The 25,096-nt window shown below is 69.7% G+C and carries 23 protein-coding genes and 2 riboswitches; of the genes, 16 read left to right on the forward strand and 7 right to left on the reverse strand.

Translation table 11 applies throughout. The features are described 5' to 3' along the window. The first annotated feature begins 22 nt into the window (after window positions 1–22). Window positions 23–526, forward strand: a complete 504-nt coding sequence (locus ACFVY3_RS08225; RefSeq protein WP_400159376.1) for a GNAT family N-acetyltransferase — start codon at window positions 23–25, stop codon at window positions 524–526. A gap of 55 nt (window positions 527–581) precedes the next feature. Next, the gene (locus ACFVY3_RS08230; protein WP_400159377.1) at window positions 582–1,103 is read left to right on the forward strand and encodes a hypothetical protein; all 522 of its coding nucleotides are present in this window, start codon (window positions 582–584) and stop codon (window positions 1,101–1,103) included. On the opposite strand, the gene ACFVY3_RS08235 is transcribed toward ACFVY3_RS08230, so the two are convergent. Together ACFVY3_RS08235 and ACFVY3_RS08240 are read right to left on the reverse strand one after the other, a co-directional pair. After that, window positions 1,093–1,758: a response regulator gene (locus ACFVY3_RS08235; protein ID WP_400159378.1), complete on the reverse strand. Its 666-nt coding sequence runs from the start codon at window positions 1,756–1,758 to the stop codon at window positions 1,093–1,095. The genes ACFVY3_RS08230 and ACFVY3_RS08235 overlap by 11 nt on opposite strands. Then, window positions 1,751–3,487, reverse strand: a complete 1,737-nt coding sequence (locus tag ACFVY3_RS08240; protein WP_400159379.1) for an ATP-binding protein — start codon at window positions 3,485–3,487, stop codon at window positions 1,751–1,753. The genes ACFVY3_RS08235 and ACFVY3_RS08240 overlap by 8 nt, the downstream gene beginning before the upstream one ends. Before the next feature lie 180 nt (window positions 3,488–3,667). Here ACFVY3_RS08240 and ACFVY3_RS08245 point away from each other — a divergent pair, with 180 nt between their 5' ends. The 4 genes from ACFVY3_RS08245 (at window position 3,668) to gatB (ending at window position 8,926) form a co-directional block, all read left to right on the forward strand. Continuing rightward, window positions 3,668–5,158 (forward strand): CitMHS family transporter, encoded by a 1,491-nt coding sequence (locus tag ACFVY3_RS08245; RefSeq protein WP_400159380.1) that lies wholly within the window; start codon window positions 3,668–3,670, stop codon window positions 5,156–5,158. Between the two features lie 412 nt (window positions 5,159–5,570). Beyond that, entirely contained in the window at window positions 5,571–5,867 is a 297-nt protein-coding gene (gene gatC, locus ACFVY3_RS08250; protein WP_011691167.1) for an Asp-tRNA(Asn)/Glu-tRNA(Gln) amidotransferase subunit GatC, read from the forward strand. A 3-nt stretch (window positions 5,868–5,870) separates the two neighbouring features. Then, window positions 5,871–7,421, forward strand: coding sequence for an Asp-tRNA(Asn)/Glu-tRNA(Gln) amidotransferase subunit GatA (gene gatA, locus ACFVY3_RS08255; RefSeq protein WP_400159381.1), 1,551 nt, complete (start codon window positions 5,871–5,873; stop codon window positions 7,419–7,421). Next, entirely contained in the window at window positions 7,421–8,926 is a 1,506-nt protein-coding gene (gene gatB, locus ACFVY3_RS08260) for an Asp-tRNA(Asn)/Glu-tRNA(Gln) amidotransferase subunit GatB (RefSeq protein ID WP_400159382.1), read from the forward strand. Before gatA ends, gatB begins: the two co-directional genes overlap by 1 nt. A gap of 3 nt (window positions 8,927–8,929) precedes the next feature. On the opposite strand, the gene ACFVY3_RS08265 is transcribed toward gatB, so the two are convergent. Next, window positions 8,930–9,838 (reverse strand): LysR family transcriptional regulator, encoded by a 909-nt coding sequence (locus ACFVY3_RS08265; protein ID WP_400159383.1) that lies wholly within the window; start codon window positions 9,836–9,838, stop codon window positions 8,930–8,932. 144 nt (window positions 9,839–9,982) lie between these two features. Between ACFVY3_RS08265 and tdh the strand changes: the two genes are divergently transcribed. From tdh to hutI, 4 genes are read left to right on the forward strand one after another with little or no spacing between them, the layout of a single operon-like run. Next, entirely contained in the window at window positions 9,983–11,029 is a 1,047-nt protein-coding gene (gene tdh, locus ACFVY3_RS08270; RefSeq protein ID WP_400159384.1) for an L-threonine 3-dehydrogenase, read from the forward strand. A 57-nt stretch (window positions 11,030–11,086) separates the two neighbouring features. Beyond that, entirely contained in the window at window positions 11,087–12,298 is a 1,212-nt protein-coding gene (locus ACFVY3_RS08275) for a glycine C-acetyltransferase (protein WP_400159385.1), read from the forward strand. A 58-nt stretch (window positions 12,299–12,356) separates the two neighbouring features. Continuing rightward, window positions 12,357–13,472, forward strand: coding sequence for an NAD(P)/FAD-dependent oxidoreductase (locus tag ACFVY3_RS08280; RefSeq protein WP_400159386.1), 1,116 nt, complete (start codon window positions 12,357–12,359; stop codon window positions 13,470–13,472). A gap of 11 nt (window positions 13,473–13,483) precedes the next feature. Next, window positions 13,484–14,695 (forward strand): imidazolonepropionase, encoded by a 1,212-nt coding sequence (hutI, locus tag ACFVY3_RS08285; protein WP_400159387.1) that lies wholly within the window; start codon window positions 13,484–13,486, stop codon window positions 14,693–14,695. 5 nt (window positions 14,696–14,700) lie between these two features. Here hutI and ACFVY3_RS08290 read toward each other — a convergent pair whose 3' ends face one another. Further along, window positions 14,701–15,357, reverse strand: coding sequence for a histidine phosphatase family protein (locus ACFVY3_RS08290; RefSeq protein WP_400159497.1), 657 nt, complete (start codon window positions 15,355–15,357; stop codon window positions 14,701–14,703). An 80-nt stretch (window positions 15,358–15,437) separates the two neighbouring features. Here ACFVY3_RS08290 and ACFVY3_RS08295 point away from each other — a divergent pair, with 80 nt between their 5' ends. Then, window positions 15,438–16,205 carry a CPBP family intramembrane glutamic endopeptidase gene (locus ACFVY3_RS08295; RefSeq protein ID WP_290258433.1) on the forward strand — a complete coding sequence of 256 codons (768 nt, stop codon included), beginning with the start codon at window positions 15,438–15,440 and terminating at the stop codon, window positions 16,203–16,205. Between the two features lie 149 nt (window positions 16,206–16,354). Here ACFVY3_RS08295 and ACFVY3_RS08300 read toward each other — a convergent pair whose 3' ends face one another. Next, window positions 16,355–16,993 carry a VOC family protein gene (locus tag ACFVY3_RS08300; RefSeq protein ID WP_290258432.1) on the reverse strand — a complete coding sequence of 213 codons (639 nt, stop codon included), beginning with the start codon at window positions 16,991–16,993 and terminating at the stop codon, window positions 16,355–16,357. A gap of 192 nt (window positions 16,994–17,185) precedes the next feature. Further along, a riboswitch (SAM riboswitch) is annotated at window positions 17,186–17,302 on the forward strand. Window positions 17,303–17,387: 85 nt separating this feature from the next. Between ACFVY3_RS08300 and ACFVY3_RS08305 the strand changes: the two genes are divergently transcribed. The 3 genes from ACFVY3_RS08305 (at window position 17,388) to ACFVY3_RS08315 (ending at window position 21,739) form a co-directional block, all read left to right on the forward strand. After that, window positions 17,388–18,704, forward strand: a complete 1,317-nt coding sequence (locus tag ACFVY3_RS08305) for a bifunctional o-acetylhomoserine/o-acetylserine sulfhydrylase (RefSeq protein WP_290258430.1) — start codon at window positions 17,388–17,390, stop codon at window positions 18,702–18,704. 183 nt (window positions 18,705–18,887) lie between these two features. Further along, window positions 18,888–19,003: riboswitch (SAM riboswitch) on the forward strand. Window positions 19,004–19,016: 13 nt separating this feature from the next. Then, the gene (locus ACFVY3_RS08310) at window positions 19,017–20,165 is read left to right on the forward strand and encodes a homoserine O-acetyltransferase (RefSeq protein ID WP_400159388.1); all 1,149 of its coding nucleotides are present in this window, start codon (window positions 19,017–19,019) and stop codon (window positions 20,163–20,165) included. Window positions 20,166–20,356: 191 nt separating this feature from the next. Beyond that, on the forward strand, window positions 20,357–21,739 hold the full coding sequence (locus tag ACFVY3_RS08315) for an MFS transporter (protein ID WP_400159389.1): 1,383 nt from the start codon (window positions 20,357–20,359) through the stop codon (window positions 21,737–21,739). 55 nt (window positions 21,740–21,794) lie between these two features. On the opposite strand, the gene ACFVY3_RS08320 is transcribed toward ACFVY3_RS08315, so the two are convergent. Beyond that, window positions 21,795–22,418: a dihydrofolate reductase family protein gene (locus tag ACFVY3_RS08320; RefSeq protein WP_400159390.1), complete on the reverse strand. Its 624-nt coding sequence runs from the start codon at window positions 22,416–22,418 to the stop codon at window positions 21,795–21,797. 76 nt (window positions 22,419–22,494) lie between these two features. Between ACFVY3_RS08320 and ACFVY3_RS08325 the strand changes: the two genes are divergently transcribed. Beyond that, window positions 22,495–23,082: a TetR/AcrR family transcriptional regulator gene (locus ACFVY3_RS08325; RefSeq protein ID WP_400159391.1), complete on the forward strand. Its 588-nt coding sequence runs from the start codon at window positions 22,495–22,497 to the stop codon at window positions 23,080–23,082. Between the two features lie 28 nt (window positions 23,083–23,110). Here ACFVY3_RS08325 and ACFVY3_RS08330 read toward each other — a convergent pair whose 3' ends face one another. Next, the gene (locus ACFVY3_RS08330; RefSeq protein WP_400159392.1) at window positions 23,111–24,010 is read right to left on the reverse strand and encodes a LysR family transcriptional regulator; all 900 of its coding nucleotides are present in this window, start codon (window positions 24,008–24,010) and stop codon (window positions 23,111–23,113) included. Window positions 24,011–24,181: 171 nt separating this feature from the next. Between ACFVY3_RS08330 and mmsB the strand changes: the two genes are divergently transcribed. Beyond that, complete coding sequence (gene mmsB / locus ACFVY3_RS08335) at window positions 24,182–25,084, forward strand: 3-hydroxyisobutyrate dehydrogenase (RefSeq protein ID WP_400159393.1); 903 nt, start codon at window positions 24,182–24,184, stop codon at window positions 25,082–25,084. The last annotated feature ends 12 nt before the right edge of the window (window positions 25,085–25,096 follow it).

Here is a 25,096-nt window from a genome sequence, read left to right on the forward strand (position 1 = left end):
CGGCTGCCCGTACCATTGATAGGTGCCTTCGCAGATCCTGATCCGGCCCGCCGTCCCGGCCGACTTCGACGCCGTCGCCCGCATCACCACCGACGCCTACCTCGCCGCCGGGTACTTTGACGACGCCGACCACCCGTACATGCGCCAGATCCGGAAGGTCGCCGAGCGCAACGACAACGCGGTCATCTGGGTGGCCGAACGCGCCGGCGAGGTCATCGGCTCCGTCACCCTGGCCGTCGCGGGGGAGCCGTACGCGGACATCGCTCTGCCCGACGAACTGGAATTCCGGATGCTCGTGGTGGACCCGGCCGTGCAGCGCAGCGGCGCCGGAAAGGCCATGGTGGACGCCATCATCAGCCACGCCCGGACCCTGCCCGGCGTCACCGGCGTGGCCCTCACCACCGGCCTGACCTGGGAAAGCGCCCACGGCCTGTACCAAAAGACCGGCTTCCAGCGGGTCCCGGAACGGGACTGGTTCGTCCCGGACACCCAGATCAAGCTGCTGGTCTACCGCCTCGACCTCTAGCGGCGGCCCTCTAGTACCGGTTCTCTGACGCGCGCCCTCGGGTAGGGTGGCCAGCATGGCACCCCGCATCCCCGAGACCATCGACCGGAAGCTGCTCGGCATCTACCTCTCGGACCATCTCACCGGCTCGACGGCGGGACTGGGCCGGGTGGAGCGGATGGCCAAGGACTTCACTGACACCCCGTTCCGGGCCGAGCTGGCGCGGCTGGTGGAGGAGCTCACCCGTGAGCGGGAGCTGCTCCGGAACCTCATCCACGAGCTCGGCGTCCCGCAGCGCCCGCACCGGCAGGCCGCGGCCTGGCTGGCCGAACACGCCGGCCGGCTGAAACTCAACGGCCGGATCGTGAGCCGCTCCCCGCTGACCCTGGTGCTCGAGTCCGAACTCATGCGCGCGGCCGTTCTGGGCAAGATCGGCGGCTGGCAGACCATCCTGGAACACGCCGTGGAGCTCGGCCTCGACCCGGCCACCTACGAGCGGCTGATCGAGGACGGCCACGCCCAAATGGAGATCCTGGGCCGCATCCACGAACACGCGCGGAAGTACGCCTTCCGCGCCGGCGGCAGCATCAGCGGCTGACGGCCACCCCGTACCGGTGCTCCGGGCGGCCCGTGCTGCCGTAGCGGAGCTGGATTTCGACGGCGCCGTCGTCCGCCAGTGAGGACAGGTACCGCTGCGCCGTGGCCCGGGAGACGCCCACCCGGGTGGCCACCTCCGCCGCCGAATACTGCTCACCGGGCTCGAGGGATTCCAGCACGGCGGCCTCCGTGGCGGACCGTGGCCTGGCCGATGCGGTGACGTCCCCGGGCATCAGGGCCCGTTTGGCCCGCTCCACGGTTTCCTGCGTCACGGCGCCCGGCTGGGTGAGGATCCGGCGGTACCGGGCGTAGGAGCGCAGCTGCTGGGAGAGCGACTCGGACGTGAACGGCTTGAGCAGGTAGCCCAGCGCCCCGCGCCGGAACGCCACCCGCAGCGAGGCGGTGTCCGCGGCGGCGGTCAGCATGATGGTGTCCACATCCAGCTGGTGCAACAGGTCCAGGCCGGAGGCGTCCGGGAGATACACATCCAGCAGCACCAGGTCCGGGCGGAGGCTGTGGATGGCCTGCAGCGCCTGGGCCGCGGAACCGGCTGGCGGCAGGGCCAGGAAGCCCCCCACGGAATCGACATAGGCGGCGTGCAGCTTCGCGACGTGGAAGTCGTCGTCGACGATCAGGACGCGGAAGTCCTCAGGCATCGTCCCCTCCTTGGGGGTTCGGGGTCATGGCGGTGGTGCCGGGCAGGGTGGCGAGGAAGACGGCGCCCGGGCCGCCCGGGCTGCCGCGGTCCAGCACGGTGACGTCCCCGCCGCGGCGGCGGGCCAGCTGCCGGGCCAGGGCGAGTCCCAGTCCCTGCCCGGCGCTGGCGCGTGCCGGGGTCCGGGCGGTGGTGAAACCCTCGGCGAAGACCCCGTCCGGCCCGGCATCGGACCCGCCGTCGGATGTGGGGAGCCCGTCGCCGGAGTCGCCCACGATGATGTGCAGGGTTCCGGCCGCGCCGTCCGCGCCTGGGGCGTCCAGCACCTCCACCTCCACCCAGCGGTCCGGGCCTGATCCGGCGACGGCGGCGTTCACGGCGTTGTCGATCAGGTTCCCCAGCACCGTGGTGACGTCCTGCGGCTCCACCACCTGGCCACGGACCAGGGTTTCGGGGCCCAGGCGCAGGCTGACCCCGCGCTCGTCCGCCTCCACGCCCTTGGCGCCCAGGAAGGCCTGCAGGTAGGGGTCCTGCAGCAGTTCGGCCTGGTCCACCGGGAACTTCAGCGGGCCGGTCGCCGCAAGTCTGGCCAGGTAATCGCGGGCCTGCTGGTGCTGGCCGATGCTCATGAACCCGGCGATGGTGTGCAGCTGGTTGGCGAACTCGTGCCGCTGCGCCCGGAGTGCGGTGGAGAGGGTGCCGACGGCGTCCAGCTGCCGGGTCAGGTGCTGGAGCTCGGTGCGGTCCCGGAGCATGACCACCCAGCCCAGGTCCTCGCGCCCGTGCAGGGCCTTGCGGGCGCTGGCCACGAGGGCACGGCCCCCGGCCACCACCTCGACGGCGTCCGCCTCGGCCGCGTCCGCCCGGGTCAGGGCGTGCAGGGCACCGGGGACGGGGGCGTCCGCCCAGGCGGTCCCGGCCAGGTCCGGCTGGTCCAGCATCCGCCGGGCCGCCGCGTTGAACACGCTGATCCGGCCGTCGGCGGAGATGCCGATCACGCCGTCGTCCACGCCCTGCAGCACCGCCACTTGGTCATGGACCAGGGTACTGATTTCCTCCGGCTCCAGGCCCAGGGTCAGCCGGCGCAGCCGGTGCCGCAGCAGGAAGGAGGCCAGTACACCGGCCAGCAGGGCGCCGGCGGCGGTGAGGAGGATCGGGGCGATGTCCCGGCCCAGGCTCTGGCCGATCGATTCGGTGGAGTAGCCCACGCTGACCTCGCCCACCACCTGGCCCGTCGGCGCCCCGGCGCCGGGGGCGTAGACGGGGACCTTGGCGCCGGCGGAGGGGCCCAGGGTACCGGTGTTACGGGTGGTGACCTCCTTGCCGGAGAGCGCCTCGGACGGGTCGGTGCTGACCCGCTCGCCCAGCCGGTCGGCGTCGGGGTGGGCCAGCCGCAGCCCGGTCTCGTCGGTGATGACCACGAACAGCGCCCCGGTCCGGGCGCGGGCACCCTCCGCGGCGGCCATCAGCGGGCCGGTGAGCAGTTCGGCCGGCGGCGGGGTGCCGGCCTGGGCGCTGATCTGCTGCACCTCGGACCGGACCCCGGGGTCGGAGGCGACCGTGCGGGCCAGGGTCAGGGCCTGGTTCTCCGCCTCACGGCCCAGCCGGTCGTAGGTCAGCCAGGCGTGGACGGCGCCGCTGAGCAGTACCACCAGCGCCACGACGGCGAGCTGCAGCAGCAGCGTCTGGGTGCTGAAACGCAGGGGAGTGCGGCCCGTGAGGGGTCCCATGGCTGCCTCCTGGGGCGGTCCGGCGTCGTCGATCGGGTGGTGAGCAAAATGAGCACAATGCGTCCAACAAGCAGTATGCCAATCAAATGAGGCAAAGGCACCACCGTGACGCACGCCACCCTAACGTCTGTAGTGCGCATCACAGCGGAGTGGTGCGGACCACTGAAGAAGGAGCCGGCTGTGCTGGTAATACTCGGATTCGCCATGATCGCGGTGTTCATGGTGCTGATCATGACGAAGAAGCTGACGCCGGTGCTGGCGCTGATCATCGTCCCCACCGTTTTTGGACTCTTTGCCGGCGCGGGTCTGGGCATCGGCCCCATGGTGCTCGACTCAATGAAGTCGATGACCTCCACGGCCGCGCTGCTGATGTTCGCCATCATCTACTTCGGCCTGATGATCGACGTCGGACTCTTCGACCCGCTGGTGCGGTTCATCCTGCGCAAGCTCGGCAACGACCCCGCCAAGGTGGTCTTGGGCACCGCGGTCCTCGCCGCGGCCGTCTCGCTCGACGGCGACGGTTCCACCACCTTCATCCTCACCACCGCGGCGATGCTGCCGGTGTACCTGCGGCTGAAGATGAGCCCGGTGGTCCTCACCTGCGTGGCCGGCCTGGCCAACGGCACCATGAACATCCTGCCCTGGGGTGGTCCCACCGCCCGCGCCGCCACCGCGCTGAAGCTCGACGTGAACGACGTGTTCGTCCCGATGATCCCCTCGCTGGTGGTCGGCCTGGCCGTGGTCATGGTCTTCGCCTGGCTGCTGGGCCTGCAGGAACGCAACCGCCTCCGCGCCACCGTTCCGGAGATATGGGCCGAGGGCGTTGAGTTCGGCGGAACGGCCGACGGCGGCACGGGCACCAGTGGTTCCGGCACCTCCGGCATCTCCGGCCGCCGCGCCGGCCGCAACGGCACCCCGGCCGGCGGCACCCCGGCCGGCGGCGCCCCCGCGGGTGGCTCCGGCGTCGCAGTCCTGGAACGCACCGAAAACCTCGTGGACGATCGCGACTCCGCCATGGCGGACACCGCCCTGGATCCGAACCGCGCGACCCTGCGGCCGAAGCTGTTCTGGTTCAACCTGGCCCTGACCGTGGCCGTCATGGTGACCCTCGTGGCCAACATCATGCCCCTGCCGTTCGTGTTCATGGTCGGCTCTGCCGTGGCCCTGCTGGTCAACTTCCCGAAGATCAAGGAGCAGAGTGCGCAGCTGATCGCCCACGCACCCTCGATCGTCGCCGTCGTCAGCATGGTCATGGCCGCCGCTGTCCTCACCGGCGTCCTCAACGGCACCGGCATGGTCAAGGCCATGTCTGAGTGGCTGGTGCAGATCATCCCGTCCGACATGGGCCCGCTGATGGCCGTCATCACCGGCGTCCTGAGCATCCCGATGACGTTCTTCATGAGCAATGACGCCTTCTACTTCGGCGTCCTCCCGGTCCTGAGCGAAACCGCCGCCCACTACGGCGTCGGCGCGGCGGACATGGCCCGCGCCTCCATCACCGGCCAGCCCTTCCACCTGCAGAGCCCGTTGGTCCCGGCCATCCTCCTGCTGGTCTCCCTGGCCAAGGTGGACCTGGGCGACCACCACAAGAAGGTCCTCTGGCGCACCGCCGTCATCTCCCTGGTCATGCTCGGAGTAGGCATGGCCACCGGAGCCATCGGCATCGGCTGACAACGAAAGAGAAAAACAAAAGGAGGCAGGGGCGGAAGTTTTTCCGCCCCTGCCTCCTTTGCGTTGTCCGGGCCCCGAGCCCCGGACAGGGGCCGTGAGGTGAGGTAGGCACATCGGCGACGGGACGGACATCCGCCAGCGTGCGTCCAAGCAGGGCCCACGCCGTCAGGGTTCCCTGCCCGAGGGGCCACGCCGGCGCGGGACCCGGCCTGAGCTTGCGAAGGCTGGGAGCCGGTGGGGACTTGCGAGGGGAGGGGGACGGTGGGGAGGAACGAGCGAGCAGCCAAGGGATCCGTCCGGCCCGCCGCCGAAAGGCGGCAGGCCGTCCCATGGCGGCCACGCCGGGCGGTAAGCGTAGTTCAACCCACGTAGACTGGGACGGAAAATAATCCGAACCTTGCAGGGGAGATCCATGGCTGCGATCAACCGCGACGACGTCGCGCATCTCGCGCGTCTCGCGCACATCGAGATGAGTGCTGAAGAGCTGGACAGGATGGCCGGCGAGCTCGCCGTCATCGTCGAATCGGTCAAGTCCGTCAGTGAAGCCGCCGGGGACGACGTCCCCGCCACGTCCCACCCGATCCCGCTGACCAACGTGTTCCGCGAGGACGTCGTCGGCCACACGTTCACGGCCGAGCAGTCGCTCTCCGGCGCCCCCGACGCGTACGAGGGCCGCTTCAAGGTCCCGGCCATCCTGGATGAGGACTAAGACATGACTGACACCAACGAACTGATCCGCCTCTCCGCCGCCGCGCTCGCCGAGAAGCTGGCCGCCCGCGAGGTCACCGCCGTCGAGGTCACCCAGGCCTACCTGGACCGCATCGCCGCCGTCGACGGCCAGGTCAACGCCTTCCTGCACGTCAACGGCGAGGAAGCCCTCGCCGTCGCCGCCGAGGTGGACGCCATCCGCGCCGCCGGCGGCGCCGAAGCCGAGGCCCTGCACGTCCTGGCCGGCGTCCCGATCGCCGTCAAGGACCTGATCGTCACCGTCGGCCAGCCCACCACGGCCGGCTCGAAGATCCTCGAGGGCTGGCACAGCCCCTACGACGCCACAGTCGTCGAACGCCTGCGCGCGGCCAGGATGCCGATCCTGGGCAAGACCAACCTGGACGAATTCGCCATGGGCTCCTCCACCGAGCACTCCGCCTACGGCCCCACCCGCAACCCGTGGGACCTGGACCGCATCCCCGGCGGGTCCGGCGGTGGGTCCGCCGCGGCCGTGGCCGCGTTCGAGGCCCCGCTGGCCCTCGGCACGGACACCGGCGGCTCCATCCGCCAGCCCGGCGCCGTCACCGGCACCGTCGGCGTCAAGCCCACCTACGGCGGCGTCTCCCGCTACGGCGCGATCGCCATGGCCTCCTCGCTGGACCAGATCGGCCCGGTCTCCCGCACCGTGCTGGACTCCGCGCTGCTGCACCAGGTGATCGGCGGCCACGACCCGCGCGACTCCACCTCGCTGCCGGACCCGCTGGAGGACCTGGTGGCCGCCGCCCGCACCGGCAACGTCGAGGGCATGAAGATCGGCATCATCAAGGAACTCCACGGCGAGGGCTACCAGGCCGGCGTCGAGAACCGCTTCAACGAGGCACTCGAGCTGCTCAAGGGCGCCGGCGCCGAGATCGTCGAGGTCTCCTGCCCGAACTTCAAGTACGCCCTGGGTGCCTACTACCTGATCATGCCCTCGGAGGCCTCCTCCAACCTGGCAAAGTTCGACGGCGTCCGGTTCGGCCTGCGCGTGCTGCCCGAAGAGGGTCCGCTGACGATCGAACGCGTCATGGGCGCCACCCGCGCGGCCGGCTTCGGCGACGAGGTCAAGCGCCGCATCATCCTGGGCACCTACGCCCTGAGCGCCGGCTACTATGACGCCTACTACGGTTCGGCCCAGAAGGTGCGCACCCTGATCCAGCGCGACTTCGACGCCGCGTTCGCCCAGGCCGACGTGCTGATCTCCCCGACGGCGCCCACCACGGCGTTCAAGCTCGGCGAGAAGCTGGACGACCCGCTGGCGATGTACCTCAACGACGTCGCCACCATCCCGGCGAACATGGCCGGTGTCCCCGGCCTGTCCCTGCCCGGCGGCCTGGCGGACGAGGACGGCCTGCCCGTCGGTGTCCAGCTGCTGGCCCCGGCCCGGCAGGACGCCCGCCTCTACCGTGTCGGCGCCGTGCTCGAGTCGCTGCTCGAGGAACAGTGGGGTGGACCCCTGCTGGCGAAGGCCCCTTCACTTGACGACGCTGCCCTGAGCCACGGAGGTTCACACTAATGACTGACGCAACCCTCAGCTTCGAAGAGGCGATGGAGAAGTACGACCCCGTACTCGGCTTCGAGGTCCACGTCGAACTGAACACCAAGACCAAGATGTTCTCCTCCGCGCCGAACGTCTTCGGCGACGAGCCGAACACCAACGTCAACGAGGTGGACCTGGGCCTGCCCGGCGTCCTGCCGGTGGTGAACAAGACCGCGATCGAGTCCTCGATCAAGATCGGCCTGGCGCTGAACTGCACGATCGCCGAGTCCTGCCGCTTCGCCCGGAAGAACTACTTCTACCCGGACACCCCGAAGAACTTCCAGACCTCCCAGTACGACGAGCCCATCGCGTACGACGGCTACCTGGACATCGAGCTCTCCGACGGCACCGTGTTCCGGGTCGAGATCGAACGCGCCCACATGGAGGAAGACGCCGGCAAGCTCACCCACATGGGCGGCGCCGCCGGACGCATCCAGGGCGCGGACTACTCCCTGGTGGACTACAACCGTTCCGGCGTGCCGCTGGTCGAGATCGTCACCAAGCCGATCGAGGGCGCCGGCAGCCGCGCCCCCGAACTGGCCAAGGCCTACGTCGCCGCGATCCGCGAGATCGTCAAGAACCTCGGCGTCTCGGACGCGAAGATGGAACGCGGCAACGTCCGCTGCGACGCCAACGTCTCGCTCCGCCCCCACGGCCGCGAACGCTTCGGCATCCGCTCCGAGACCAAGAACGTGAACTCGCTGCGCGCCGTCGAACACGCCGTCCGCTACGAGATCCAGCGGCACGCCGCCGTCCTGGACTCCGGCCAGCCGGTCATCCAGGAGACCCGGCACTGGCACGAGGACACCCGCTCCACCACCTCCGGCCGGCCCAAGTCCGACGCGGACGACTACCGCTACTTCCCGGAACCGGACCTGGTGCCGGTCGTCGCCTCCCGCGAATGGGTCGAGGAGCTCCGGGCCACCCTGCCCGAGCCGCCGGCCGCCCGCCGCAAGCGCCTGCAGGCGGACTGGGGCTACTCCGACCTGGAGTTCCGCGACGTCGTCAACGCCGGCGTCATGGACGAGATCGAGGAAACCATCGCCGCCGGCGCCACCCCCACGGTGGCCCGCAAATGGTGGATGGGCGAGATCGTCGGCCGCGCCAAGAACGCCGACGTCGACCCCGGCCAGCTCGGCGTCAACCCGGCCACCATCGTCGAACTGAACAAGATGGTCGAGGACGGCAAGATCAACAACAAGATGGCCTCCGAGGTCCTCGACGGCGTTCTCGCCGGGGAGGGCACCCCTGCGGAAATCGTCGAGAAGCGCGGCCTCGCCGTGGTCTCCGACGACGGCCCGCTGCTCGAAGCCATCGACGCTGCCCTCGCCGCGCAGCCGGACGTCGCGGACAAGATCCGCGGCGGCAAGGTCCAGGCGATCGGCGCGATCGTCGGCGGCGTCATGAAGGCCACCCGCGGCCAGGCCGACGCCGGCCGCGTCCGGGAGCTGATCCTGGAGCGCCTCGGCGTCGAAGGCTAGCCCCTAGCCGCCCACCAGATCGGTCATGATTGTCTGCAGCGCCTCGCAGACCATCATGACCGATCGGCGTTTAAGGTTTTCCGGCCGCGCCAGCAGGTCGATCCGGCGCCGGGTGCTGATCCCCTCCAGCGGCTTGAGCACGATCGAGGGGTTCAGCACCGGCCGGGCGGTGTGCCGGGGGAGCAGCCCGATCACGCTGCCCGCCGCCACCAGCGCCGCCACGGTGGAGTAGTCGTTGATCCGGTGCACGATGTTCAGCTCCCGGCTGGCCACGGCGGCGACGGCGGAGAGCACGTCCGCTGGGGAGTAGCCGGCGTGGCTGGTCACCCAGGGTTCGCCGACGACGTCGTCCGCGCTCACCGCACGCTGCCCGGCCAGCCGGTGGCCCGCCGGCAACGCCACGTCCAGCGGCTCGTGCGCCAGCGGAATCACCGCCACCCGCTCCTCGGGCCAGCGCGGGCTGTGATCCATCCGGTGCGCCAGGACCAGGTCGTAGCGGGCCGTCAGGGCCGGGAAGTCCTGCTGGGCGACGTCCTCGTCGGAGAGCCGCACCTCCGGCCGGCCCGGCCCGGACAGCAGCCGGGCCAGCGGTGCAAACAGCGCCTGGCCGGCGCTGTGGAACCCGCTGAGGGTCACCGGCGCGGCGGGGGAGCCGTGGTATTCGCCGATCGCGGCGCGGGCCTCGGCCATGGCGCTGACGACGGTGGCCCCGGCGTCGGCGAGCACCTGCCCGGCCTCGGTGAGCACCAGGTTCCGGCCCTCCTTTCGGGTCAGCGGCACCTCCACGGAGCGTTGCAGCGCCGCCAGCTGCTGGGACACCGCCGAGGGGGTGACCAGCAGGGTTTCGGCGACTGCCTTGACGCTGCCCAGGGCGCCGAGCTCGCGGAGCATTTCGAGCTGGTGGATTTCCATGCCCACCATCCTACGGCTAAGGAAAATCTAAATCGTCGATTGAGAAATTTTCGGTTGTGCTAATGCATCCGGGCGGTTGTAATGGGGTGAGTTGACCCACACCCCGCCACCTCCCCGGCGGCACCAGCACAGTAAGGCAGGCCCATGAAGGCTCTCTACAAGTCCGGCGCGCACGCCGGATTCGACCTCGTCGACCGGCCGGAACCGGAGACCGGGGCCGGGGACGTCAAGATCCGGGTGATGACCACCGGCATCTGCGGCACGGACCTGCACATCCAGTCCTGGGACGCCTGGGCCCAGGGCATGATCAACGCCCCGCTGATCGCCGGCCACGAGTTCTACGGCGAGGTGGTGGAGGTCGGCGAGGACGTCCTGGACGTAAAGGTCGGCGACCGGGTTTCCGGCGAAGGCCACATCGTCTGCGGGATCTGCCGCAACTGCCGCGCCGGCCGCAAGCAGATGTGCATCAATACCGTCAGCGTCGGCGTCCAGCGCGACGGCGCCTTCGCCGAATACGTCGTGATCCCCGAGACCAACGTCTGGGTCCACCACGACCCGTCCGTCACCCCGGAACTCGGCGCCATCTTCGACCCGTTCGGCAACGCCGTCCACACCGCCCTGAGCTTCCCATTGGTCGGCGAGGACGTCCTGATCACCGGCGCCGGACCCATCGGCCTGATGGCGATCGCCGTCGCCCGCCACGCCGGCGCCCGCAAGATTGCCATCACCGACGTCTCCGCCCCGCGCCTGGCCCTGGCCCGCACGCTCGGCGTCGACCTCGCGATCGACGTCTCCACCACCCGGGTCAAGGACGCCCAGCGCGAACTGGGCATGCGCGAGGGCTTCGACGTCGGCATGGAAATGTCCGGCCACCCCACCGCCTTGCCGGAAATGATCGAGAACATGAACCACGGCGGCCGGATCGCCATGCTCGGCCTGCCCAGCCAGTCCATCGACATCGACTGGGGCAAGGTCGTCACCCACATGCTCACTATGAAGGGCATCTACGGCCGCGAGATGTTCGAGACCTGGTACGCCATGAGCGCCATGCTCTCCTCCAACCCGGTGCTGCACGCGAACATCTCTGCCGTCGTCACCGACACCCTGCCCGCCGCCGACTGGGAGAAGGGCTTCGAGATCGCCCGTGCCGGCGTCGGCGGCAAGGTCGTCCTCGACTGGACCGGCTTCTAGGCCCCGGCCCTTTCCGGTACCGTACAACCACCCACCCAGCCCAGGAGCGCACCGACCATGTATTCAGCCATCAAGGACCAGCTGCAGCACGAACTCGATGAGATCCGCAGCGCCGGCCTGTTCAAGACCGAACGGCACATCGATTCGCCGCAGGCCAACCACATCACGGCCGGCCAGCTCGGCCAGCCCGGCACGGACGTGCTGAACTTCTGCGCTAACAACTACCTGGGCCTGGCCGACCACGCGGAGATCATCGCCGCCGCCAAGGACGCCATGGACTCCCGCGGCTTCGGCATGGCCAGCGTCCGCTTCATCTGCGGCACCCAGGACCTGCACCTGGCCCTGGAGAAACGGGTCTCGACGTTCCTCGGCACCGAGGACACCATCCTCTTCTCCTCCTGCTTCGACGCCAACGGCGGGGTCTTCGAGTCCCTCTTCGGCCCGGAGGACGCGGTCATCTCGGACGCGCTGAACCACGCCTCCATCATTGACGGGATCCGGCTCTGCAAGGCCCGTCGCTTCCGCTACGCCAACCGGGACATGGCGGACCTCGAGGCCCGCCTGATCGAGGCGGACAACCAGGAGAACCCGGCCCGCCGCAAGATCATCGTCACCGACGGCGTCTTCTCGATGGACGGCTACCTCGCCCCGCTCGAGGCGATCTGCGACCTGGCCGACAAGTACGACGCCATGGTCATGGTGGACGACTCGCACGCCGTCGGCTTTATGGGGCCCACCGGCGCCGGCACCCCCGAACACGCGGGCGTCTCCGACCGGGTGGACATCTACACCGGCACCTTCGGCAAGGCCCTCGGCGGTGCCTCCGGCGGCTACGTCTCCGGCCGCCGCGAGGTCGTCGCCATGCTCCGGCAGAAGGCCCGCCCGTACCTGTTCTCCAACTCCCTGGCCCCCGCGATCGTCGCCGCCACCCTGAAGGCCCTGGACCTGGTGGAGAACTCTGCGGAGCTGCGCGGAAAGCTCTTCGCCAACGCCGGGCTGTTCCGCCGCCGGATGGCCGAGGAGGGCTTCGAGCTGCTCGACGGCGAACACGCGATCGTCCCGGTGATGTTCGGCGACGCCGTCATGGCCGCCAAGGTCGCCGACGCCATGCTCGGCCACGGCGTCTTCGTCACCGCCTTCAGCTACCCCGTGGTCCCCAAGGGTGCCGCCCGGATCCGCGTCCAGCTCTCGGCCGCGCACAGCACCGACGACGTCGAACGCTGCGTCCAGGCGTTCGTGGCCAGCCGCGCGGAGGTCGCCGCCGCGTAGCAACCCGGTCCGCAAGACCTGCTGACGGATGTCCCCGCCGGGTGCGAGGATGGGTCACATGTCAGCTCATTACGATGTTGTGATTGCCGGCGGCGGCATTGCCGGACTGTCCCTGGCCTCGGCGCTGGCCGGCAAGTGCAGCGTGGCGCTGGTCGAGGCCGAGCAGACGCTGGGCTACCACACCTCGGCGCGCTCGGCCCGGCAGCTCATCCCCAGTTACGGCCCGCCCGTGGTCCGGGACCTGACGCTGCGCACGCTGGAACTGATCGGCACGCACGAGGGCACCCGCCCCGAACCCGTCCTCTCGCCCCGGCGATTTATGCTGATCGGCGACGAGGACGCGGTCCGCGAGCAGGCCAGCGGCTTCATGCACCTGATCGGCCACGACGAGGCGCTCAAGCTCTGCCCGGCGCTGAAACCGGAGAGCTTCACCTCCGCCGGGCTGGACTCCGGCTCCTTCGCCTGCAACGCCTCCCTGCTGCTGGAGGACCACCGGGAGCGGGCCGTCGCCGGCGGCGTGGACATCATCACCGGCGCCCGCATCCACTCCGCGCAGCGCACGGGCTCGGGCTGGGAACTGGGCGCCGGGCAGGAGGCGCTCTCCACCGCCGTCGTGGTCAACGCCGCGGGCGCCTGGGCGGATGAGCTCGCCGTCCTTGCCGGTGTCGAGAAGCTGGGCCTGCAGCCCTTCCGCCGCACCGCGGCGATCGTCGACGTCGAGAATCCGCTTCCGCCCGGCTGCCCGATGGTGGCCGCCACGGACAGCTTCTACTTCCGCCCGGAAGGCCGGCACCAGGTGCTGATCTCGCCCTCGGAGAAGGTCCCCAGCGGACCCGAGGACGCCCGGCCGTACCCCGGCGACGTCGAGGCCCTGATCACCCGCCTGAACGAGGTGACCACCCTCGGCATCAACGCCGTCAGCCGGGCCTGGACCGGACTGCGCACCGAGGCCTCCGACGGCATCCCGGTGGTGGGGTTCGACGCCGAGGCGCCGGGCTTCTTCTGGCTCGCCGGCCAGGGCGGCTATGGCTTCCAGACCTCCTCCGGGATCGCCGAACTCGCCGCCGGACTGATCCTCGCCGGGCAGGCGGCCGGGGCGCCGTTCCCGACCGACAGTCCGGCATCCCGGACAGCGGCGGCGCTGGCGGCGACGCGGATGTCCATCCGGGCCTGAAGAATGGACCCATGAGCACCCTGATCACCAATATCGGCGAACTGATGACGCAGGACCTCGAGTACCGGGTCCTGCACGACGCCGCCGTGGTCATCGAGGGCGAACGCATCGCCTGGCTGGGCCCCGCCGGGGACGCCCCGGCCGCGGACGACGCCATCGACGCCGCGGGGCGTGCGCTGCTGCCCGGCTGGGTGGACTCGCACACGCACCTCGTCTTCGCCGGCGACCGCACCGCGGAGTTCGAGGCGCGGATGGCGGGGGAGGAGTACAGCGCCGGCGGCATCGCCGTGACCATGGGCGCGACCCGGGCGACCGGTGACTTCGACCTCACCCGCCTGGCGCTGGGCCGGGTGGCGGAGGCCGTCTCGCAGGGCACCACGTACCTGGAGACCAAGACCGGCTACGGGCTGGACGTGGACAACGAGGCCCGCAGCGCCCGGATCGCCTCCACGGTCGCCGATGAGGTCACCTACCTCGGCGCCCACCTGGTCCCGGCCGGCATGGATGCCGAGGAGTACACGGACCTGGTCTGCGGGCCGATGCTCGCCGCCGTCCGGCCCTACGTGCGCTGGGCGGACGTCTTCTGCGAACGCGGAGCCTTCACCGAGCAGCAGTCCCGCCGCGTGCTGGCGGCCTGCCGGGAGGCGGGCCTGGGCCTGCGGGTGCACGGCAACCAGCTCGGCGAGGGGCCGGGGGTGCGGCTGGCGGTGGAGTTCGGGGCAGCCAGCGTGGACCACGTGAACCACCTGTCGCGGGAGGACGTGCGCGACCTCGCGGACAGCTGGTCCGGCTGGGAAGCCGCGGCCGGCGCCGGGGAGCGCGGCACGGTGGCCACCTGCCTGCCGGCCTGCGACCTCTCCACCCGGCAGCCGCTGGCCCCCGGCCGCGAACTGCTGGACGCCGGCGTCCAGCTGGCCCTGGCCTCCAACGCCAACCCCGGCACCTCCTACACCAGCTCCATGGCCTTCTGCGTCACCACCGCGGTGCTGCAGATGCGGCTCAGCGTGCACGAGGCGGTCCGCGCCGCGACCTACGGCGGGGCGCTGGCGCTGGGCCGGGAGTCGGGGAACGACGTCGACGGCGAACGCGCTGTGGGGTCAATCGCCGTCGGCCACCGCGCGGACCTGCACCTGCTCAACGCCCCCTCGGCCACCCACCTGGCCTACCGGCCGGGCATGCCGCTGACCCACGCCGTCTGGCGCGCCGGGGTCCGCGCCCGCTAAACCTTCTAGAAGACCATGGGCGGGGCGTGCAGCACGGTCTCGTCCACGCGCCGCTCCACCCACTGGCTGAACGGCTTGTCGAGTTCGTACTTGCCGTCCCCGGTGCGGTGCAGGGTGCGCAGCTCGGCGTTGTCCGGGTTGTTCAACGACTCGAAGTACTCCACGGACCAGTGGAACCAGCGCATGCAGAACAGCCGCATGGTCAGCCCGTGCGTAACGAACAGGGCGTTGGGCGCGTAGTCCGGTTTGGACCAGTGCCGGTACAGGGTCTCCATGAACGAGGAGATCCGGTCGTAGACATCGGACCCGGACTCGCCCTCGCGGAACCGGTAGAAGAAGTGCCCGTAAGCGTTCCGGAGCTCCTTCTGGTCCTCGATGTCCCCCGCGATCTGGAAGTTCGCCCAGTCCTGCTCCCGCAGCCGGGGCTCCTCGATGACCCGCTCGGTCAGGTTGCCCAGATCCAGCGCATCGAGGGTCTGGTAGGCGCGCAGGTAGGGCGAGACGTAGACGCAGACCTGCTGCCCGTCCAGCTGGCGGCGGAGCTCGACGCCGGCGGCCCGGGCCTGCTCGACGCCCAGATCGGTCAGCGGGACGCGGTAATCGGGCACCCGGTTGTAGATGGAGGTATCGGCATTGGCAGCGGACTGGCCGTGCCGGATCATCAGGATTTTCCCGGGCGCGCTCACGGCCCCAGCTTAGGCGCGTCCGGCCAACTCCCGGCAACGGCAGGCAAGATAGGACCATGCTGGTTACCTCCCGCCGCCGTGTGCGGTTCGAAGTATGGATTGTGCTGGGACTCTCGCTGGGGCAGTCGGCGGTGTACTCGGTGGTGCAGCTGCTGGACAAGCTCTCGCAGGCGCCGCTGGCCCAGGGGACCTCAACGCTGAACCGCTCCCAGAGCAGCCGCGAGTACTTCGACCTGACCTACCAGCTGCTGGACATCGCCTTCGCGCTCGTCCCCGTGCTGCTGGTGCTCTACTTCCTCACCGGTCCCCGCGAGCCGGGGACCCCCGGCGGCTCGGCATTCCGGAAGCTCGGGTTCGATTTCGCACGCCCCGGAAAGGACCTGTTGCAGGGTGTGGGCCTGTTCCTGCTGATCGGCATCCCGTCGCTGGGCCTCTATGCCGCCGGCCGGGCCCTGGGCATCACGACGGCGATCATCCCGAGCGCGCTGGGCACCTACTGGTGGACCGTGCCCGTCCTGGTCCTCTCCGCCATCCGGCACGGGATCGTCGAGGAGGTGATCGTGGTGGGGTACCTGCTGGACCGGTTCGGCAAACTCGGGTGGCGGCTGCCGGCGGCCATCGCCGCGAGCTCCATCCTGCGCGGCAGCTACCACCTGTACCAGGGGTTCGGGCCGTTCATCGGCAACGCCATCATGGGCGTCATCTTCGCCCTGGTCTACACCCGGACCCGGCGGGTGATGCCGCTGGTGATCGCGCACGCGCTGCTGGACATCGTGGCGTTCGTGGGCTTCAGCCTGTTCGGCAAGGCGGTCGGCCTGGGCTGAGGCGTCCTGCGATTCCTGCGGTGCCGTGACCTGCGGTGCCCTGTCCCGCACGACGAGGCGGGGAGCGGCTTAAAGAGTTTCGGCCCCCGGCGGCGGGTGGCGTCATTGACACCCGCGGCCGGCGGCCGAAGTTGTGGCGGGCCGAAGCCCTAGATGGTGACGGCGCCGGAGGCGGTCTCGAAGGTGACCGAGAGGATGCCCGGCGTGCCGTGCGGGGCCTGCCAGTTCACGGCCACGTCCTCCAGCGGCTTCTCCACCGGTTCGCCCAGCCACTCGGTGACCCGCTGCGCGGAGCCCGCGATGGTCAGCTCGGACATCTTCACCGAGCTTTCGTAGGCGTTGGACGGGTGCAGGGCCGGGTCGCCCTCCCACTTGAGCATGTACGGGACCTGCGGATCCGCGATGAGGCCCAGGATGCCGATCTGCTTCCAGACCAGTTCGCGGCCATCGGGGAACTTGCGGTTGCCGTTGACCGCGGCGCGGCCCAGGCGTTCCTCGAAGGGTGCCAGGTCGTCGACCTCAACGCACCAGCCCATCCAGCCGCCGCCGGCGGCGGAGCGGGCGCGGACCGCCTGGCCGAACGGTGCCTTGTCCGAGGCCGGGTGGTCCAGGACCTCCACGACCTCCAGGTACTTGTGCCCGGCGAGCGGGATGATCATGTTGCGGGTGCCAAAACGGGGGTGCACGCCGCCCTTGACGGCCTCGACCCCGAGGGCCGTGGCGATACGGTCGGTGGTGGCCGCGAGGCCATCCTTTTCACAGGCGTAAGAGACGTGATCCATGCGCATGCCCTCATCTTGGCACTTTGTGATGGACCTCTCAGCTTAGGCTGTCCTAACCTCGCAGGGACCATCCGGCGGGCCCCCGTGCCGCCCAGCGCGGCCGCGGAAATCCGCCGGAGAAGCCGTCCCGGGGACCGGTTTCTTCATCTTTGTCACAAAGCTATCCGGACCGGTTTCCGGCTTCCTACACTGGGAGCAGGTCATGAGTGCCAGCGCCAAGCCCCGGCTCGCTGGCCGGCAACCCTCCTTGCGCGGTGGGGTGCCCCGGGTGAAGACCTGGCCCTCCGGCGACCGCCGGCGGGGCAAGCGCGGCGCCAGGGCCGTGACGATATTCCGGGACCTGCCAGCGGCGCAGGACCCGGGAGGCGGTGCCGTCCTGAGCCCAGTCACAGGAGACACCATGTCCAACGCCTGGTCCTTTGAAACCCGTCAGATCCACGCCGGCCAGCAGCCGGACGCCGCCACCGGCGCCCGCTCGCTGCCGATCTACCAGACGACGTCGTTCGTCTTCCCGAGCGCCGAGAGCGCCGCGAACCGGTTCGCCCTGGCCGAGCTCGCCCCCATCTACACCCGAATCGGCAACCCCACCCAGGACGCGGTCGAACAGCGCATCGCCAGCCTGGAGGGCGGCCTCGGCGCGCTGCTGCTCAGTTCCGGGCAGGCGGCGGAAACCTTCGCCATCCTCAACATCGCCGAGGCCGGGGACCACGTGGTGGCCAGCCCCAGCCTCTACGGCGGCACCTACAACCTGCTGGCCCACACTCTGAAGAAGTTCGGCATCTCCGTGACCTTCGTGGCGGACCCGGACAACCTGGACCAGTGGCGCGAGGCGGTGCAGCCGAACACCAAGCTCTTCTTTGGCGAGGTGGTCTCCAACCCGCGCCAGGACGTGCTGGACATCGAGGGCATCTCGGAGGTGGCCCACCAGGCAGGGGTGCCGCTGATCGTGGACAACACCCTCGCAACCCCGTACCTGATCCGGCCGCTGGAGTGGGGCGCGGACATCGTGGTGCACTCGGCCACGAAGTACCTGGGCGGCCACGGCTCGGCGATCGCCGGTGTGATCGTGGACTCCGGAAAGTTCGACTTCGGCGCGGACCCGGAGCGGTACCCCGGCTTCAACACCCCCGACCCCAGCTACAACGGCCTGGTCTACGCCCGGGACCTCGGCGCGGACGGCGCACTGGGGGCCAACCTCTCCTACATCCTCAAGGCCCGGGTCCAGCTGCTGCGCGACCTCGGCTCCGCCGTCGCGCCCTTCAACGCCTTCCTGATCGCCCAGGGCATCGAGACGCTGAGCCTGCGGGTGGAGCGGCACGTCGCCAACGCCACCCGGGTGGCCGAATGGCTGGAGGGCCGGGAGGACGTCGAATCGGTCGCCTACGCGGGGCTGCCCTCGAGTCCCTGGTACGAGCGCGGCCGGAAATACGGTCCGCGCGGCACGGGCGCCGTCGTCTCCTTCGTCATCGCCGGGGGAGTGGAGGCCGGCAAACGCTTCGTCGACGCCCTGGAGCTGCACTCGCACGTGGCGAACATCGGCGACGTGCGCTCGCTGGTGATCCACCCGGCGTCGACCACGCACAGCCAGCTCAGCCCGGAGCAGCAGGCGGTGGCGGGCGTCCACCCGGGCCTGGTCCGGCTCTCGGTGGGCCTGGAGCACATCGACGACATCCTGGCGGACCTCGACGCCGGCTTCCGCGCCGCGAAGGCCGGCTAGGCCCGGGACCCTCGCCGGATTTCCCCACCTTTGCGGGCCCGACGGCGGCCGGCGCGGCGTGTCCGCGGCGACCCGCCGGCCTTGGCCTTCAAAGGTGGGGAAACGGGGCGGCGGGGCGGGCGGCTGTCACATGGAAGTCACAATCTTCGCCAGGACGCCGCCCTGTTTCGTACACTCGGTGCAGGTCATGAGTGCCAGCGACAGCCCCGGCTTGCTGGCCGGCAACCCTCCTTTTGCGGCGGGGTGCCCCGGGTGAAGACCTGGCCTGCCGGTCAACTGACGGCAGGCAAGCGCGAAGTGAGGTCTTTTAACATGACGATTGCCGTCACCCGAACGGGTGTACCCGCCACCAGTCCCGCAGCAGGAAACGCCGCCGCCCCCGAAGGCGCCGTGCGGTACCTGTCCGTCGGCGCCCTGGAACTCGAGTCCGGCGCCGTCCTGCCGGAGGTGGTGCTCGCCTACGAGACCTGGGGCACCCTGAACGCGGACGCCTCCAACGCCGTCCTGATCGAGCACGCCCTGACCGGGGACACCCACGTCACCCGCGGCGCCGGCGGGGAGCCCGGCTGGTGGGAACAGCTCGCCGGCCCCGGCGCGCCCGTGGACACGGACCGGTACTTCGTGGTGTCCATCAACATCCTCGGCGGCTGCTACGGCTCCACCGGCCCGTCCACGCCGGCGCCCGACGGCCGGCCCTGGGGATCCCGCTTCCCCCTCGTCACCCTGCGCGACAGCACCGCCGCCGAGGCCCGGCTGGCCGACGCGCTGGGCATCCACCGATGGCACGCCGTGCTCGGCGGCTCCCTCGGCGGCGCCCGGGCCCTGGAGTGGGCCGTCAGCTACCCGGAACGCGTGCGCCGCTGCGCCGTGATCGCCGTCGGCGCCTACAGCACCGCCGAACAGATCGCCTTCGCCCAGGCCCAGACCCTCGCGATCCGGCAGGACCCGCGCTTCAATGGCGGCGACTACTACGGCGGCCCCGAGCCGCATGACGGCCTGGCGTTGGCCCGGCGGATCGCCCACATCACCTACCGCTCGGCCGCCGAACTGGAGGGCCGCTTCGGCCGGACCGGCCAGGACGGCGAGACACCGCTCGCGCCCGGGCCGCTGTCCGGCCGCGGCCGCTACCAGGTGGAGAGCTACCTGGACCACCAGGGCAACAAACTGGTGCAGCGCTTCGACGCCAACAGCTACATCGCGATCACCGAGGCGCTGATGAGCCACGACGTCGCCCGTGGCCGCGGAAGCCTTCGGCAGGCGCTCGCCGGGGCCACCGCCGAGTTCTTCATCGCCGCCGTGGACTCGGACCGGCTTTACTTTCCCGAACAGTCCCGGGAGCTCGCGGCGGCCCTGCCGGGGGAGGTGCCCATGCACGTCATCTCGGCCCCGATCGGCCACGACGGGTTCCTGACCGAGATCGGCCAGCTCGGCGGCGTCCTCCGGGAGGCGTTCTTCGCCTGAGTACCACGGCTTCTTCGCCGGCTCTTCCCGTGTGCCGGTGTGCAATTTTGCAGATAGGCTCTGCGCGATTGGTCGTTGAGGCTGCGGCGGTGACACTCCATACTCGTGGAGAATGACCGCGTGTGGTCCAACTCACACGGAGTCAGCCCAGTAAGCCGCAGGGTGTCGATGGCGACACCGAAGGAGTTCTTATGAGCACGGAAAACGCCGCCGCGAGGCGCGCAGAGGAAACCGACGTCAAGGCGTCCGGCCTCAAGAAAGTCGTCGCCGCCTCCATGGCCGGCACGGTGGTGGAGTGGTACGAATTCTTCCTCTACGCCTCCGCCGCAACCCTGGTCTTCGGCAAGGCCTTCTTCCCCAATTCCCAGACCGAGCTGGACGGCATTCTGGCCGCCTTCCTGACCTACGCGGTCGGCTTCGTCGCCCGCCCCATCGGCGGCATCGTCTTCGGCCACTTCGGTGACAAGTTCGGCCGCAAGCAGCTGCTGCAGCTGAGCATCATCCTGGTGGGTGTCTCCACCTTCCTGATGGGCTGCCTGCCCACCTTCGCCCAGATCGGCTACTGGGCTCCGGCCCTGCTGGTCTTCCTGCGCTTCGCCCAGGGCTTCGCCGTCGGCGGTGAGTGGGGCGGCGCCGTCCTGCTGGTGGCCGAGCACAGCCCCAGCAAGTCCCGCGGCTTCTGGGCCAGCTGGCCGCAGTCCGCCGTGCCGCTGGGCAACCTCTTCGCCACCGCGGTGCTGTTCATCCTCTCCTCCACCCTGTCCTCCGCCGACTTCCTCGGCTGGGGCTGGCGCGTGGCGTTCTGGCTCTCCGCCGTGATCGTCCTGATCGGCTACTACATCCGCACCAAGGTCAACGATGCGCCGATCTTCCTCGAGGCCCGCAAGGAAGTCGAAGCCGGCCACAAGGGCTACGGCGTTGCCGAGGTCTTCCGCCGCTACCCCCGCGGCGTCTTCACCGCCATGGGCCTGCGCTTCGCGGAGAACATCCTCTACTACCTCGTGGTCACCTTCTCCATCACCTACCTGAAGACCGTGGTCCACGCCGACACCACCCGCATCCTCATGCTGCTGCTGATCGCCCACGCCATTCACTTCTCTGTGGTTCCGATGGTGGGCCGGCTGTCCGACCGCCTGGGCCGCCGCCCGGTCTACATGGCCGGCGCCGTCCTCGGTGCCACCTGGGGCTTCTTCGCCTTCCCGATGATGGACACCGGCAACGACTTCATCATCCTTGCCTCGGTCATCATCGGCCTGCTGTTCCACGCCCTAATGTACGCCGGCCAGCCGGCCATCATGGCCGAGATGTTCCCGACCCGGATGCGCTACTCCGGCGTCTCCCTCGGCTACCAGGTGACCTCGATCGTGGCCGGCTCGCTCGCCCCGATCATCGCAGTGGCGCTGCTGGGCGAGTACAAGTCCTCCGTCCCGGTTGCCATCTACCTGGCGATCGCCTGCGCGATCACCGCCGTCGCGGTGCTCTTCCTGAAGGAAACCCGCGGCATCTCCCTGCATGACGTCGACGCCGCCGACGCCCAGGGCACGGCCGACCTGCTTGCCGCAGGCAAGAAATAGCAGGCAAGAAGTAGCTGGCGAGAAGTAGTCAGCAAGAAGTAACGAACGACCAGCTTCACCGGCAGCCCCCGTCCCCGCACCGCGGGACGGGGGCTGCCGCTGTTCGGGGCTGGGAGGCGCGTGCCCATTCCTCGATGACGACTCCCGAAGTGAATTTCCGAGAGGCGGCCGGGCGGAACGCCGTCGGCTGAAAGGCGGCGCCGCCGAGGAGCGGGATGCCTGCCCCGAGGACGACGGGATTCCGTTTGAGGATCAATCGATCGATCTCCGGCAGGAGCTGTCCGGCGAGGTCGCCGCCACCGCAGAGGTAGATGTCCAGGCCTTCTTCGGCCTTGAGCGTCTTCACGGTGGCGAGGGCATCCTGCGTATAGGTGACGGCCGGATCGGTGCCCGTTCTCGTCCGCGTTGCGACGAACTCGCGAAGATGTGCGTACGGGCGCCCGATTCCCATCGCATGGGCAACGGAGTAGCTTCCCCAGCCCTGGATGACGGTATCGAAGCGGTTCCCCGGCGGGTCGACGCCGAGCGCTGCAAGGACGTGCGATGGAAGGGCGTCCGCGAACTCGGTGAAAATGACCTGCATGTGGTCGCCCTCCACGGGAAACACCTCAAACGATCCGTCTGGGGCTGCGATGTATCCATCCAGCGAGGTCGCGACGTAGTAAACAAGCTCACGCACAAGCATCTCCAATCACTACAGGTGTTGTACTTGGACGGTACCACGACAACTGTCCCGGTAGCCGTAGGATTGGGGCATGCCACCGAACGTTGAGCGGCGACAGAGACTTTCTGACGCCGCGGTCCGAGTCCTTGCCCGCCATAGCTCACGGGGTCTCACCCATCGTGCGCTCGATGCCGAAGCCGGCGTCCCCCGCGGCACTGCGTCCAATTTCTTCCCCACCCGGGACGCGATCGTCGACGCCATTCTGGTTCGCATCGGTGAGCGCCTCGCGCCCGACGCGGAAGTCCACGCCGCCCTGGCTGCGCGGCAGCCCGGCCGGGCATTGTTCGCCGACTATATGAAGGACATCGTCCGGCGGCTGACCTCGGACCGTGATGCCGCCCTGGCCCTTTTCGAGCTTCGCCTCGAAGCAACCCGCCGGCCCCCTGTGGAAGCGGCCATCAGCAGCTGGCTGCGAGAGGGGCTCGCCGCCGACGTCGCCTTCAACGCCCGGATGGGACTCCCCGGCGGCCGGCACGAGATCTCGCTGTTCCACTACGCGATCACCGGCTTCATCTTCGACCAGATCACCGTTGCCGTCGACCCTTCGGCCGACCGCGACCACATCATCGAGGACTTCGTGGAACGGCTCATCCCCGCGGTCCCGTTAGGTGGCCGCTGAGCCGCCCGCGTTCCTGCGCTAGGCCTCGTCAGCCGGCCAGCACGTCCTGGCGCTCGGCGATCTCGGCCCGGAGGGCGGCCAGCACGGCCTGCACCGGCGCCGAGCGGAGCGACTCGGCTCGCGCGGCGGCCCAGATGGGGAGCTGGCGCTGGAAGTCGGCCGGCAGGACGGGGACGAACCCCTCCTTGCCCACCACCAGGAAATTCGGCAGCAGCCCGATCCCGGCCGCCCGCCGGACCGCCTCCAGCTGGGCGAAAATGCTGGTGGCCTGGAAGCTGGAACGGGGCAACGGCAGCTGCGTTGAGCGGTGGCCCAGCTCCGCCACCTGCAGGGCGGACTCCACGTAGGAGACGAAGCCGTGCCGGCGCACGTCGTCGAGCGTCTCCGGCGTCCCATGTTCGCGGACGTACTGCGGGCTGGCGTACAGCCGCAGGAAGTAGTTGGCCAGGAAGATGGTCTGGGCGCTGCTGACCTCCAGGTTGCCCACCACCACCTCCAGGTCAACGCCCGAGCGGTTTTGGCTGACCTTGCGGGTGGCGCTGAGGACCTCCACGTTCAGCTGCGGGTGCTCGCGTTGCAGCCGGACCAGGGCGGGGGTAACGAATTCGGCGCCGAAACCGTCGGGCGTGCTGATCCGCACCAGGCCCGCCAGGACGTCGTCCCGCCTGGCGATCCGGCCGCTCAGTGCGCCCAGGGTACCCTCGATCGCCTCCGCTGCCGCCACCGCCTGGCTGCCCAGCTCGGTCAGTTCCCAGCCCTGCGGGGTGCGCTCCAGGGTCCGGCCGCCCAGCTGTTTGTCCAGCGCCAGGATCCGGCGCGAGATGGTGGTGTGCGTGGTGCCCAGGGTCTCCGCGACGGCGTTGAAACGGCCCAGCCGCGCCACGGTCAGCAGGATCAGCAGGTCATCGGGGCTGGGAAGGCGGTTCACGGTCCGGGCCTCTCGGTGCTTCGGGAGATATGTGCATGGCTGCACATGGCATCTTCACTTTTTTGTCTTGATTGCACTGTAACAGGGTGTGATGGTGGACACAGTGCCCCGCCGAAGCGCGGGGAGTTCCGCACGGAACCATCAGCCACACCAAGCAAAGGAGCTTTAGCCATGGCAGTTGTTGCCTGGATCGGACTGGGAAACATGGGCGGATTCATGTCCGTCAACCTCGCCAAGGCCGGACACGAGGTCCGCGGATTCGACCTCAACCCGGACGCCGTCGCCGCCGCAGAGGCCGGGGGAGTGACCCCCGCCGGCAGCATCGCCGAGGCCGTCAAGGGCGCCGACGTCGTCTTCACCATGCTGCCCAAGGGCGAGCACGCCCGCGCCGTCTACCTCGGCGAGGACGGCGTCCTGGCCCACGCGGACACCACAACCCTGCTGGTGGATTCCTCCACGATTGACATAGCCTCAGCGCAGGCCCTGCACGACGCCGCAGCCGAGGCCGGGTTCCGCTTTGTCGACGCCCCGGTTTCCGGCGGGATCAGCGGCGCCAAGGCCGCCACCCTGACCTTCATGATCGGCGGCAAGCCCGACGCCGTCGCCGACGCCACCGAGTTCATCCGCCCGATGGCCGCGAACATCATCCCCACCGGCGGGGCCACCACCGGCCAGGCCGCCAAGATCTGCAACAACCTGATGCTCTTCATCAACCTCGCCTCCACCGCCGAGGGCGCCGTCCTGGCCGACCGGTTGGGCCTGGACAAGCAGGTCTTCTGGGACATCGCCTCCGTCTCCTCCGGCGACAGCTGGGCGCTGCGCACCTGGTACCCGGTGGCCGGCGTCGTCCCCACCGCCGCATCCAACAACGACTTCGCCCCCACCTTCACCGCGGAACTGGCCAACAAGGACATCGGCCTGGCCATCAGCGCCGCCCAGGACACCGGCACCCCGCTGGAGATCGGCCAGCACGTCCAGCAGCTCTTCCAGCGTCTGATCGACGGCGGCCACTCCGGCACGGACTGCTCCGCGATCGTGAAGCTGGTCGACGGCTCCTTCGAAGCCGCCAAGTAGCGCCGGACCCCC

It is taken from the genome of Arthrobacter sp. BPSS-3, from assembly GCF_044628475.1.
Taxonomy (GTDB): domain Bacteria; phylum Actinomycetota; class Actinomycetes; order Actinomycetales; family Micrococcaceae; genus Arthrobacter.